Annotated in this window: 10 protein-coding genes; 9 read left to right on the top strand and 1 reads right to left on the bottom strand. The window is 65.6% G+C overall.

Translation table 11 applies throughout. The annotated features are described in order from the left end of the window. Position 1: 1 nt before the first annotated feature. The 9 genes from ACT2BZ_RS03110 to ACT2BZ_RS03070 all read left to right on the top strand — a co-directional run bounded on the left by ACT2BZ_RS03110 (position 2) and on the right by ACT2BZ_RS03070 (position 10,468). Positions 2 to 1,549 carry a sugar ABC transporter ATP-binding protein gene (locus ACT2BZ_RS03110; protein WP_457939206.1) on the top strand — a complete coding sequence of 516 codons (1,548 nt, stop codon included), beginning with the start codon at positions 2 to 4 and terminating at the stop codon, positions 1,547 to 1,549. Further along, positions 1,546 to 2,526, top strand: a complete 981-nt coding sequence (locus ACT2BZ_RS03105; protein WP_457939204.1) for an ABC transporter permease — start codon at positions 1,546 to 1,548, stop codon at positions 2,524 to 2,526. Before ACT2BZ_RS03110 ends, ACT2BZ_RS03105 begins: the two co-directional genes overlap by 4 nt. Then, positions 2,523 to 3,509 carry an ABC transporter permease gene (locus ACT2BZ_RS03100; protein WP_457939203.1) on the top strand — a complete coding sequence of 329 codons (987 nt, stop codon included), beginning with the start codon at positions 2,523 to 2,525 and terminating at the stop codon, positions 3,507 to 3,509. The genes ACT2BZ_RS03105 and ACT2BZ_RS03100 overlap by 4 nt, the downstream gene beginning before the upstream one ends. A gap of 8 nt (positions 3,510 to 3,517) precedes the next feature. Further along, complete coding sequence (locus ACT2BZ_RS03095) at positions 3,518 to 4,063, top strand: gluconokinase (protein WP_457939202.1); 546 nt, start codon at positions 3,518 to 3,520, stop codon at positions 4,061 to 4,063. Between the two features lie 65 nt (positions 4,064 to 4,128). Next, positions 4,129 to 5,055 carry an SMP-30/gluconolactonase/LRE family protein gene (locus tag ACT2BZ_RS03090; RefSeq protein ID WP_457939200.1) on the top strand — a complete coding sequence of 309 codons (927 nt, stop codon included), beginning with the start codon at positions 4,129 to 4,131 and terminating at the stop codon, positions 5,053 to 5,055. 133 nt (positions 5,056 to 5,188) lie between these two features. Further along, the gene (locus tag ACT2BZ_RS03085; protein ID WP_457939199.1) at positions 5,189 to 5,329 is read left to right on the top strand and encodes a DUF1127 domain-containing protein; all 141 of its coding nucleotides are present in this window, start codon (positions 5,189 to 5,191) and stop codon (positions 5,327 to 5,329) included. 220 nt (positions 5,330 to 5,549) lie between these two features. After that, positions 5,550 to 5,978, top strand: a complete 429-nt coding sequence (locus ACT2BZ_RS03080; RefSeq protein ID WP_457939197.1) for an ACT domain-containing protein — start codon at positions 5,550 to 5,552, stop codon at positions 5,976 to 5,978. Positions 5,979 to 6,095: 117 nt separating this feature from the next. Then, entirely contained in the window at positions 6,096 to 7,280 is a 1,185-nt protein-coding gene (locus tag ACT2BZ_RS03075; RefSeq protein WP_457941204.1) for an efflux RND transporter periplasmic adaptor subunit, read from the top strand. After that, positions 7,277 to 10,468 carry an efflux RND transporter permease subunit gene (locus ACT2BZ_RS03070; protein ID WP_457939196.1) on the top strand — a complete coding sequence of 1,064 codons (3,192 nt, stop codon included), beginning with the start codon at positions 7,277 to 7,279 and terminating at the stop codon, positions 10,466 to 10,468. Before ACT2BZ_RS03075 ends, ACT2BZ_RS03070 begins: the two co-directional genes overlap by 4 nt. Positions 10,469 to 10,482: 14 nt before the next feature. Here the strand turns inward: ACT2BZ_RS03070 and ACT2BZ_RS03065 are convergent, their stop codons facing one another. Next, positions 10,483 to 12,762, bottom strand: a complete 2,280-nt coding sequence (locus ACT2BZ_RS03065) for a cation:proton antiporter domain-containing protein (RefSeq protein ID WP_457939195.1) — start codon at positions 12,760 to 12,762, stop codon at positions 10,483 to 10,485. Positions 12,763 to 12,778 lie beyond the last annotated feature (16 nt).

Below are 12,778 nucleotides of genomic sequence, written 5' to 3'. Positions count from 1 at the left end.
AATGAACGAAGCGGCTCCGCTTCTTCGCATGGAAGGCATTTCCAAGCGCTATGGCGGCGTGCGCGCACTCGAGCGCGCCGACCTTGCCGTCGCGCCGGGACGCATTCATGCCATCCTCGGCGAGAACGGCGCCGGCAAGTCGACGCTGATCAAGGTCATGGCGGGCGTCGTGGCGCCCGACGAAGGCCGCATGACGCTGGACGGCAAGGAGGTCAGCTTTGCGTCTCCGGCGGCGGCAAACGAGGCCGGGATCGTCTGTGTCTTCCAGGAGCTGTCGCTGATCCCCGACCTCAGCGTGGCCGACAACATCGTCATTTCCGATCCGCCGAAGCGCTTCGGCATGATCGACCGTACGGCGCAGCGCAGGATTGCCATGGAGGCGCTTGCCCGCGCCGGCGCCGCCGACATCCACCCCCAGGCACTGGTCAAGGACCTGCCGCTGTCGCGCATGCAGATGGTGGAGATCGCCAAAGCGCTGGCGCGCAAGCCGCGCATCCTCATTCTAGACGAGGCAACCTCGGCGCTGACGGCAGCCGACGTGTCGAAGATCTTCGCGGTGCTGAAACGGCTGCGCTCGGAGGGCATGGCGCTGCTCTACATCTCGCACCGCATGAACGAGATCGAGGAACTGGCCGACGAGTGTACCGTGTTTCGCAACGGCAGCAACGTCGCTACCTATGCTGCCGGCAGCAAGTCCGACAGCGAGGTCGTCGAGATGATGATCGGACGCGAATACAGCCACGCCTTCCCGGCCAAGCCGGATCGCAAGACGTCGGACGAGACGCCCGTGCTGGAGGGCCGCAACCTGTCATGGACCAACAGGCTCGACGACATCTCGCTCAGCGTCCGCGCCGGCGAGGTCGTCGGTCTCGGCGGCCTGGACGGGCAGGGGCAGCGCGAGCTGCTGCTCGCCTTCTTCGGCGTCCTGCGCGGGCTGACCGGCGAGGTCCTCGTCAATGGAAAACCGGTTTCGATCGCCAGCCCGGCTGCCGCAAGGCAGGACGAGATCGGCATGGCGCTGATCCCGGAGGACCGCAAGACCGAGGGCCTGATGCTGCCGATGACGGTGCGCGAAAATCTCTCCTTCGCCGCGCTCGACAGGCTGTCGAAAGGCGGCGTCATCGATCGCGCGACAGAACAGAGCCTGATCGACGACATGGTGAAGCTGCTTGCCATCAAGACCGCGGGGCTGGACATTCCCGTCGGCGCGCTGTCGGGCGGCAACCAGCAGAAGGTGGTGATCGCCAAGTGGCTGATGCGCCAGCCCCGCATCATCCTGCTCAACGACCCGACGCGCGGCATCGACGTCGGAACCAAGCAGGAGATGTACCAGCTGCTGCGCAAGCTTGCCGAGGCGGGGGCGGCCATCCTGTTCTATTCGACCGACTACGACGAGCTGATCGGCTGCTGCGACCGGGTGCTGGTCCTTTATGACGGCACCATCAAGCGCGAACTGGTCGGCGCCGAAATTACCGAACGCGCGCTGATCGCCAGCGCGCTGAACATCCAGGGGGAAGAAGCAGCCATGGCCGAAGGAGCCAGCGCATGAAGGAATGGCGCTTCTGGGTTGCCGAACAGCGCGGAACGCTGCTGGCGCTCGGCATCTTCATCGTGATGTTCATCATCTACACCTCGAACCATCCGGCCGGCCTGACCGCCAATGTCGTCCAGACGGCGTCGAACAAGGGCGTGCTGCTGGCCTTCGTGGCAATGGCGCAGACGCTGGTGGTGCTGACCGCCGGTATCGACCTGTCTGTCGGCATGATCTTCATCCTGACTAACTGCCTGGCGTCATGGCTGGTGGTCGGCACCGGCATCGAGACGGCCCTCGGCGTCACGGCAGTGCTGGCGAGCGGGGCGCTCTGCGGCGCCATCAACGGAGCCATCGTGATCTTCGGCAGGCTGCAGCCGATCGTCACGACGATCGCGACGGGCGCGGTGTATTTCGGCGTTGCGCTGCTCCTGCGGCCGTTTCCCGGCGGCTCGGTCAACGAGGACCTTGCGGATGCGCTGACCGGTCGACTGTTCGGTGTGGTTCCAGCCAGCCTGGTGACGCTGCTGGCCGTCGTGCTGATCGTGTGGGTGCCGTTCAGCCGGTCCGTGCTCGGACGTGCAGCCTATGCCTCTGGCTCCTCGGAAGTTGCCGCCTACATGTCCGGCATGCCCATCCGGCGCGCGAAATTCGCGGCCTACACGCTGGCCGGGACGCTGGCGGCGATCGGCGGGCTGTTCCTCACCTTCTTCACCTATACGGGCGAGGCGGCCTATGCGAGCGGCAACGCCTATACGCTGTTCTCCATTGCCGCCGTCGTTCTCGGTGGCGTGTCGCTCTACGGGGGAAGGGGCAGCGCGATCGGCGCCATCTTCGGGGCGCTTGCCTTCCGCACCATTGGCGACCTGCTCTTCGTCTTCGATTTCGACCCGCTTTGGCAGCCGCTCTTCCAGGGCGTGGTGCTGCTGTTTGCGGTCAGTCTCGGCGCCTTCGGGCTCTTCAGGGTGCGCAACAAGCTGGAATGGTTCCAATGAGCGACACGGCGATGGAGCGCCTGACAAGCAGGATGTCAAAGTTCCTGAAACGTGCGGATCCGGCCGTGGTGACGGCGTTTGCGTGCATCCTTATCCTGCTGTTTCTCGGCAGCCTCTATTCGTCGAGCTTCCTGTCTCCCGCCTACCTGCTGCAGCAGTTGAAGGTTGCATCGTTTCTCGGCGTCATCGCGACCGGCATGATGCTGGTCATCCTGCTCGGCCACATCGACCTGTCAGTGCCCTGGGCGGTAGCAATGGGAGCGATGATGGCCTGCGCGGCGGCCGCTTACGGCCCGGTCGGCGTCGCGCTGGCGGTACCCTTCGGCGTGTTGTGCGGCATGGCGATCGGCCTCGTCAACGGCATTGGCGTGGCCTATCTGCGCATCCCGGCGATGATCGTCACGCTGGCCACGAACGCAGTCGCGCAGGGGCTCATGGTGGTCTACACGGGAGGCTATTCCCCGCAGGACTCGGCACCCGACGCGATGCGCTACCTGGCAACAGGATTCACAATTCCGGGAGTTCCGAACGCAGTTGTCATCTGGGCACTGATCGGCGCCGCAACCGTGTTCGTGCTGACCCGAACGAGCTTCGGACGCGCCGTCTACGGCATCGGCAACCGGGAGAGGGCCGCCTATCTGTCCGGCATCGACACGCGGCGGGTGGTGATGATCGCCTTTGCCATTGCAGGTGGCCTGTCGGCCTTTGGCGGGGTGCTCCTGGCCGGCTATGCGTCCAAGGCGTCACAGTCCATGGGCGACGAGTACCTGCTGCCGGCAATTGCCGCCGTCGTGCTCGGCGGCACCTCGATCCTCGGCGGACGCGGCTCCTATCTCGGCACGGTCGCCGGCGTCATCCTCATAACGCTGCTGCAGTCAATCCTGTCGGTGATGCAGATGCCGGAGGCCGGCCGGCAGATCATCTATGGCGTCGTGATCGTCGTCATGCTCCTGCTCTACGGCCGAACGCCGGCAAACCGATAGCAGAGCCCATGGACAGTGCATCGACAACCAGGCGACCATCGATCGTCGTCGTGATGGGCGTCAGCGGCTGCGGCAAGTCGCTGGTCGGCGCGGCCCTGGCCCAGGCGATGGGCGCCGCTTTCGCGGAGGGCGACAGCTACCATCCCGCGGCGAACATCGCGCGCATGTCCAGCGGCCTGGCGCTGCGCGACGAGGACCGCTGGGGCTGGCTCGACGCCATCGCGGACGAAATCGCCGAAGCCGACCGCAACGGCCGTGCGCTCGTCGTCACGTGCTCGGCACTCAAGCGCTCCTACCGCGACCGGCTAAGGCTGGCGAGCCCGCACATGCGGTTCGTCTATCTCGATGTCGGGCGTGATGTCGCGGCGTCGCGGGTGGCCGGCCGCAAGGGCCACTTCATGCCGGCCAGCCTGATCGACAGCCAGTTCGCCGCGCTCGAGCCGCCGGATGCCGATGAGATGGCGATTGCGCTCGATGCGACGCGCGATCCGGACGAACTGGTGGCCGAGGTGATCTGCGCGCTTGCCGGCGAGTTGCCGGCATCGCAAACTTGACCCGAACGGTCCGCGCGCGATGTGCGGCGCCGACAGAAGACAGTTGATCTGCCAGGGAGGAATGAATGTTCAGCGTCATCGAAGGCACCGGCTACGAGGTCATCGACGAACGGTTCGCCGGCTGCTTCGTCGGCAACGCCCGGGTCGAGAGGCTGTGGAGCGGCGGGCGCTGGTGCGAGGGGCCGGCCTGGTTCGCGGCCGGCCGTTATCTCGTCTGGTCCGACATTCCCAACAACAGGATGATGCGTTTCGACGAGACCGACGGGTCGGTTTCCGTGTTTCGCCAGCCCGCGGACAATTCGAACGGCAACACGGTCGACTACCAGGGCCGGCTGGTGACCTGTCACCATCTGTCGCGCCGGGTAACCCGTACGGAGCATGACGGGTCGATCACGATCATTGCCGACCGGTTCGAAGGAAAGCGTTTCAACTCGCCGAACGACGCGGTGGTCAAGTCCGATGGCTCGATCTGGTTCACCGATCCGTCCTACGGGATACTCAGCGACTACGAGGGCATGACCGCCGAGCCGGAGATCGACGGCTGCCACGTCTATCGCGTCGACCCGGCAACCGGCGAGGTGCGGCGGGTGGCCGACGATTTCGTCAAGCCGAACGGGCTGGCCTTCTCCGTCAATGAGAAGACGCTCTACATCGCCGATACGGGCGCCTCGCACGATCCGAAGGGACCGCGGCATATCCGCAAGTTTGGCGTCGGCGCCGATGGCAGCCTGTCGGGCGGCGAGGTGTTTGCCACATGCGACAACGGGCTTTTCGACGGCTTTCGCGTCGACAGGGCAGGGCGGATCTGGTCGAGCGCGGGAGACGGGGTCCACTGCTACGACCCGGACGGAACGCTGATCGGCAAGGTGCGCGTTCCGGAGGTCGTCGCCAACGTCACTTTCGGCGGACCGAAGCTCAACCGGCTGTTCATCTGCGGCACGACGTCACTCTATTCGGTGCTCTTGCCGGTCAACGGCGCAAAGCCGGGCTGACAAAGGCAAATTTCCGTTAACCGGCAATGCAAAATTCGCATTGCCCCTATGCAAAACAATCCATTCTAAACGGTGCCGACATACCCCATCTACGCGCGGTAACGAGAACAGACGAGATAGAGAGTCTACCGCGATGAACCTGATCAAGAACTACCGCAACTGGCGCCGCTACCGCGATACCGTGAACGAGCTGAGCCGCCTGTCGACGCGCGAACTGAACGACCTCGGTATCAACCGAAGCGACATCCCGGGCGTAGCCCGCGGCCAGCGCTAAGAATTGCAGTTTCGGCGAGGCTTCTCCTCCCACCTTGCCGAATTGGCCTAGCGTTCCCTCCCCTCCCGATCGCTGGCCACCAGTCAGAGAACCCGTCAATCCCAAGGATTGGCGGGTTTTCTGTTTCTAGGCCGCTTTCGGCGCAGAAATGCGTAGACTTGCCGCTGGCCGACGGCGGTTGTAACCGAGGCCGAAAGCGAACGGTCGAGGGAGCTTCCCCGTGCAGAATGCCATTTCCGACCTCGATCTCCTGCTGGCGTCGATGGAGCCGGTGCTCAACCCGGTCGAAGTCGCCTACGTAACCTTCGCCAAGGACGAGGCCTGTGCGTTCGACCTGTCGGGAGACGACGTCATCGGCACGTTCCGCGAGGCGGAGGGCCTGACGGCGATCGTGGTTCACGATTCTGCGCTGCGGGCCGGCGTCCCGGTCGTGCTGCGTGCCGCCTGGATCACCTTGACCGTGCATTCCGACCTCGAGGCGGTAGGCCTCACGGCGGCTTTCGCAACGGCGATCGGGGATGCGGGAATCAGCTGCAACGTCGTTGCAGCCGCCTATCACGACCACATATTCGTGCCGTCGGAAGCAGCCGGGGAAGCCATGGCAGCGCTGCGGCGATTGCAGGCGCAATCGGCCGGAAGACGGAGCTGACCCGGCATCGGGCGAACTGAAAATTTCAATGTTGCATTGCGGCAAAATTGGATCAGGATACCGCCGAACTCTTTGCAGAGTCCGCACATCGATCCGTGAGGGGCGTAGATGGGCTTCATGTTTGACAGTGTTCTGGGTCGTCCGTTTCGCGGTCCCGGCGTCTGGCCTCCGGCCGCCGCTGCCGTGGTCCTCGGCCTGCTTCTCGCTATCTCGGGGCCGGCTGTCGCGCAGCAGGAGCCACCGGCCGTCACCGTCGCCAAGCCGGTGGTGCGCGAGATCGTCGAGGACGACGAGTTCGTCGGTCGCTTCCAGGCGGTGGACGAGGTTGCGATACGCTCGCGGGTAAGCGGCTATCTCGACCAGGTGCATTTCAGGGACGGCGCTCTCGTTTCCAAGGGCCAGCTGCTGTTCACCATCGACCGGCGCCCCTACCAGACGACCTATGACGCGGCGCGCTCGCAGGTGGACGTGGCCTCCAGCGTGCTCGACTTCACCAAGGCGCAGTTCGAGCGCGCCGACGAACTGGCCAAATCGGGCAACCTCTCGATTTCCACCCTCGACGACCGCCGGCGCGAGTACCTGTCGGCGCAGGCGGCCTTCCAGGGGGCGACCGCCGCGCTGCAGAGTTCCAAGCTCAACCTCGAGTTCACCGAGATCAAGGCGCCGCTGTCGGGTCGCATCGACCGGCGCCTGGTGTCGGTCGGCAATCTCGTGCAGTCCGACAGCACCTTGCTGACGACGATCGTGGCGACCGATCCGATCGACTTCTATTTCGACATCGACGAGCGGATCTACCTCGCCTATGCCCGCGACGCGCGCGAGCGGGGCGGCGTGCTGCAGGACGGCGGCTCGCGGCTTGAGGTGAAGGTGCGCATCGCCGACCGTGGCGAGACGTCGTTCGACGGGACGCTCGACTTTGCCGAGAACCGGATCGACAGCGCGACGGGAACGCTGCGCACGCGCGCGCGCTTCGCCAACCCCGACGGCATCCTGCAGCCCGGCATGTTCGGCCGCATCAACGTGCCGGGCTCCTTGCCCTACAAGGGCGTGCTGATCCCCGACGAGGCGCTCGGCTCCGACCAGGACCGCCGCATCGTGCTGGTGGTCGACGATGCCGGCGCCGTTTCGGCCAAGCCGGTGCGCATAGGCCCGCGCATCGACGGCTACCGCGTCATCCGCGAGGGCCTGACCGGCGACGAGACCATCATCATCAACGGTCTGATGCGGGTTCGACCCGGCATCACGGTCAAGCCGGAGCTCGTCGTGCTGCCGCCGGTGGCGGAAACGGCCGGTTCCAAATGAGGTTCTCGCACTTCTTCGTCGACCGGCCGATCTTCGCATCGGTCGTCTCGATCGTCCTGGTGATCGTCGGCCTGATCGCCTACCAGCTGCTTCCGACGGCGCAGTATCCCGAGATCGCGCCGCCGACCATCGTGGTGCGGGCGCAGTATCCCGGCGCCGACGCCGAGACGATCGCAGCAACCGTCGCGACGCCGATCGAGCAGGAAATCAACGGCGTCGAGCACATGCTCTACATGTCGTCCTATTCGGCCAGCGACGGCTCGATGGCGCTGACCATCACCTTCGAGCTCGGCACCGATCTCGACGCCGCGCAGGTGCTGGTGCAGAACCGGGTGTCGATCGCCGAGCCGCGCCTGCCGGAAGAGGTGCGAAGGCTCGGCATCACCACGGCCAAGAGCTCGCCCGACCTGATGATGGTCGTGCACATGCTGTCGCCCGACGACACGTATGACCAGCTCTACGTCTCCAACTATGCGCGGTCGCGCGTGCGCGACGTGCTGCTGCGGCTCGACGGGGTGGGCGACGTCATCCTCTTCGGCGAGCGCGAATATTCGCTGCGCATCTGGCTCGACCCGGAAAAGCTGTCGGCGCTCGGCATGACGGCGGGCGATGTCGTGCAGGCGCTGCGCGACCAGAACGTGCAGGTTTCCGGCGGCTCCATCGGCGCGCCGCCCAATGATGGCGGGACGGCGTTCCAGTATGCGGTGACGACGCAGGGCCGGTTCGACGATGCGCGCGAATTCCGCGACGTGATCGTCAAGTCCACCGAGGACGGCCGGCTGATCCTGCTGCGCGACGTCGCGCGGATCGAGCTCGGCGCCCGGCAGTATGTGACGAACTCCTACCTCAACGGCAAGGCCGCGGTGGCGCTTGGCATCTTCCAGCGGCCGAACACCAATGCGCTGGCCGCGGCCGAGGAGATCCAGACGACGATCAAGGAGCTGTCTGCCGACTTCCCGAGCGGTCTGGCCTACCAGATCGTCTACAACCCGACCGAGTTCATCGCGGAGTCCATCAACGAAGTCTACAAGACGATCGTCGAGGCGATCCTGCTGGTCATCATCGTCATCATCGTCTTCCTGCAGTCGTGGCGCATGGCGATCGTGCCGATCGTGGCCATTCCCGTGTCGCTCATCGGCACGCTCGCGGTGCTGCTCGCCTTCGGCTTCTCGCTCAACATGCTGACGCTGTTCGGCCTGGTGCTGGCGGTGGGCATCGTCGTCGACGACGCCATCGTGGTGGTCGAGAATGTCGAGCGCAACATCGCGCTCGGTCTGCCGCCGCGGGGTGCTGCGCACCGCACGATGGACGAGGTCGGAACCGCGGTGCTCGCCATCTCGCTGGTGCTGATCGCCGTCTTCGTGCCGACCGCCTTCATTCCCGGCATCTCGGGCCAGTTCTACCTGCAGTTCGCCGTGACCATCGCGGTCTCGACGGCCATTTCGGCCTTCAATTCGCTGACCCTGTCGCCGGCGCTTGCCGCGCTGCTGTTCAAGTCGCATCACAGCTCGGCCGCGCCGCCGCGCTTCTTCCTGGCGCGCTTCGGCCGTGCGCTGGCGGACGGATTCAATCATGGCTTCGACCGGGTGTCCGCCGCCTATGCGCGGCTGGTGCGGTTCCTGGTCGGCTCGACGGTGGCGCTGCTGGCGATGCTTGCCGTCTTTGCGGTGCTGATCTACGCGACCGTCCACATGATCCAGACTGTGCCGCGCGGCTTCATCCCGGCGATGGACCAGGGCTACGCGATTGTCGTGATCCAGCTGCCCGAGGGCGCCTCGCTCAGCCGCACCGACGCGGTGGTGCAGCGGGCCTCCGAAATCGCGCGCAACACGCCGGGCGTCGCCAATGCGGTTGCCTTCGCCGGCTTCTCCGGTGCGACCTTCACCAATGCCAGCAATGCCGGCGTCGTCTTCACGCCCTTCGACAGTTTCGAGCACCGGCTCGAGACGGGAGAGACGTCGGCAAAGATCGTCGGGTCGCTCTATGCCAACCTGCAGAGCATCCAGGAAGCCTTCATCATCGCGCTGCCGCCATCGCCGGTGCGCGGCATCGGCAACTCGGGCGGCTTCAAGCTGCAGCTGCAGGAGCGCAACAGCGCGGACGTGCGGCCGCTGCTGGCGCTGGCCTACGAGATCGCCGGCAAGGCGAACCAGACGCCCGGGCTGACCGGTGTCTTCACCACTTTCTCGGCCTCGAGCCCGCAGCTCTTCCTGGAGATCGACCGCGACAAGGCGCGCATGCTGAACGTGCCGATCCCCAACATCTTCGAGACGCTGTCGATCAACCTCGGCACCGCCTACGTCAACGACTTCAATGCGTTCGGACGTGTCTACCAGGTTCGGGCGCAGGCCGACCAGGCGTTCCGCATCGAGCGCGAGGACATCAGCAAGCTGAAAGTGCGTTCGGCGACCGGCGCGCTCGTGCCGCTCGGAACGCTGGTCGAGATCAAGGATGTGACCGGTCCGGCGCTGGTCCAGCGCTACAACATGTACGTGTCGGTACCGCTGCAGGGCAACGCGGCGCCCGGCGTCTCGACGGGCGACGCCCTCAACCTGATGGAAAAGGTCGCCGCAGAGACGCTGCCGCAGGGGACGTCCTACGAGTGGACGGAACTGGCGCTGCAGGAAAAGCAGACCGGCAACACGGCGGTGCTGATCTTCGGCCTGTCGGTGCTGTTCGTCTTCCTGGCGCTGGCGGCGCAGTACGAGAGCTGGATCATGCCCTTCGCCATCGTGCTGGTCGTGCCGCTCGGCGTGCTGGCGGCCCTGCTCGGCGTTGCCTTCAGGGGGCTCGACAACAACATACTGGTGCAGATCGGCCTGATCGTGCTGGTCGGCCTGGCAGCCAAGAACGCCATCCTGATCGTCGAATTCGCCCGCCAGGCGCAGGAGAGGGGGGCTTCGACCGTCGATGCAGCCGTCGAGGCCTGCCGGCTGCGCCTGCGGCCGATCCTGATGACCGCCTTCGCCTTCATCCTCGGCGTGCTGCCGCTGATGATCGCGACCGGGCCGGGCGCCGAGATGCGCCAGTCGCTCGGCACCGCCGTCTTTTCAGGCATGCTCGGGGTGACGATTGTCGGCCTGTTCCTGACGCCGGTGTTCTACGTGGCGCTGCGATCGCTGTTTCCGCCAAGGGCGGCAACGGAAGAAGCACCGCATCCGGCCGAACCGGCGCCGCCCGCCTCCTGAACCCGGAACCGCGGCTAGTCGTCGTCAGGCTCCTCGAGCCGGGTGCGCACCGCAGCCACCATGACGATAGGCCCCGAGCAGCGCTCGACGACGGCTGCGGCCGTTTCGCCGAAGAAGAGTTCGTCGCCTGATCGCGGCGTCACGCCCATGACGATCATGGCGACGCCCTTGGCGGCCTCCCGGCAGATCGCGTCATGCGGCGAACCGCGCTTGCGGATCGCCGTCTCGATGCCGACGCCGTAGCGGTCGGCCATGGTGACGATATCCTTCAGCACGGCCTCCTCGCGACGCAGCGAGACCGAGTTGCGCTGGCCGCGGCTTTCGTTGGACACGTAGAGAGCGCGGACGCCGGCGCCCGTCGGCCGCGCAAGCGCAAGGGCAAGGTCGATGGCGCGGCGCGACACTTCGGTGCCGTTGACCGGCACGAGAATGATCGAACCGGCCTCGAGCTTCGGCGTCTTTCCGCCTGCAGCCCCCTTGGCGACGATGCAGGCGGGGCCTTCGAAGCCGCTGGTGAGGTCGTTGAGCCGCTTCGAAAAACCGCCCTTGGACGTGACCGCGTTGCGGATGCCGACCAGCAGCATGCTGTAGCCCTTGCGCGCCTCGTCGGCGATGGTCTTGCCGGTGGCCTGGATCTCGGTGCGCGCCGTCAGGTGGACCTTGGCGACTGCCGTCGCGTCGCCTTCCTCGATGGCAGCCGCACTTTCCTTGGCGCCCTTCTTGATCTCGTCGAGATGGGCTTCCGGGACCTCGTCGCTCTTCTCGTCCGCGGCACCCGCCTTGAGACGCAGCAGCGTCGTCGGCATGCCGCTCGCACCGCCGAGCAGTCCGGCGAGATAGGCGGTGAACTTGCCGACCGCGCTGTCGTCCACAGCGAGCAGCAGGCGCTCCAGCTTGGCGACGAAGCCCCGCTCGTCCAGCGCCTCGCGATCGATGCGCTGCTTTTCGTCCTCGGCCGCAGGCAGGCGACGCAGCGCCCAGCGCAGCATCGGCGGCATGGCCAGCGTGGTGACCACGGCCATGGTGACGATCATGGTGAAGAGGTCGTGCGACAGGATGCCCATCGCCAGGCCGATGCTGGCCACAATGACTTCGGTCGAGCCGCGCGCGTTCATGCCGCAGCCGATGGCGACGGATTCCATCCATGACATGCCGGCGAGTTTGCCGCCGACAAAGGCGCCGCCGAACTTCCCGATGCTTGCAAAGAGGATGAGGCCGAGCGTCAACAGCGCGAGGCCGGGGTCCAGCAGAACGGTGAGGTCGGCGGACAGGCCGGCCATGCCGAAGAAGACCGGGGCAAACAGCGCGGTGATGACGCCGCGCAATTCGCCTTCGATGTGGTCGGTCAGGATCGGAGATTCGCCGACGAGAATGCCCGCGACGAAGGCGCCGAGAACCGTGTGGACGCCGATCCAGTCGGTGATCAGCGCCATGGCGCCCATGATCGCCAGGATCATGCTGATCACCGCATATTCGCTCTCGGCGAAGTCGTTGGTCCAGCGGATGAGCGTGAAGACGATCCGGCGGCCGATGGTGAAGCTGAACAGCATGAAGGCCAGAACCGAAGCGACCGTCGTGGCGAGCGGCACCAGTTCAAGCTTGCCGTTGGTGGCAATGCCGAAGGTTACGGCGATGATGACCCAGCCGATCGTATCCTCGATGATCGCCGAAGAGACGATGATCTGGCCGAGGTTGCGGCGCATGAAGTTCATCTCGCGGATGACCATGGCGACGATCTTGACCGAGGAAATCGACAAAGCGGTGCCGAGAAACAGGCCGGCGACCACGCGCTGGCTGGTTTCAGGCAGCAGGTCCGCGGGCAGCAACTGCGCCAGCGTGTAGCCGCATGCGAAGGGCACGAGCACGCCGCTGATCGAGATCGAGAAGCAGGCCGCGCCGACCTTGCGCACCAGCTTCAGGTCGGTTTCCATGCCGGTCAGAAGGAGCAGCATCAGGACGCCGAGCTTTGCTACCGCGTCGATCATGCCCATGCCGTCGACAGGGAAGACAAGCTCGTGCGCCTCGGGCCAGACCCAGCCGAACAGCGTCGGGCCGAGCAAGATGCCGGCGACCAGTTGGCCCATTACTGCCGGCTGCCCGATGCGCTGGAAAATTTCGCCAAAGACGCGGCCGACGACGATCAGCAGAATGATCTGGAGAACGAACATGCTCTCGGTCGGACCGCTCTTGCCGGTTTCGACCGCACCGGCGGCCCAGGGCTGCATCAGCGCAAGGAGGCCGGCCCCGGCCAAGAGAATCAAAGGGAGCCGGCGCAGCGAAAGAATCTTGGTCATCTACCCTCAAACTAGC

The sequence above is a fragment of the Mesorhizobium sp. 10J20-29 genome (genome assembly GCF_054130485.1).
The sequence above is the reverse complement of the archived record's forward strand: the minus strand, read 5'-3'. Positions and strand labels throughout refer to the sequence as shown.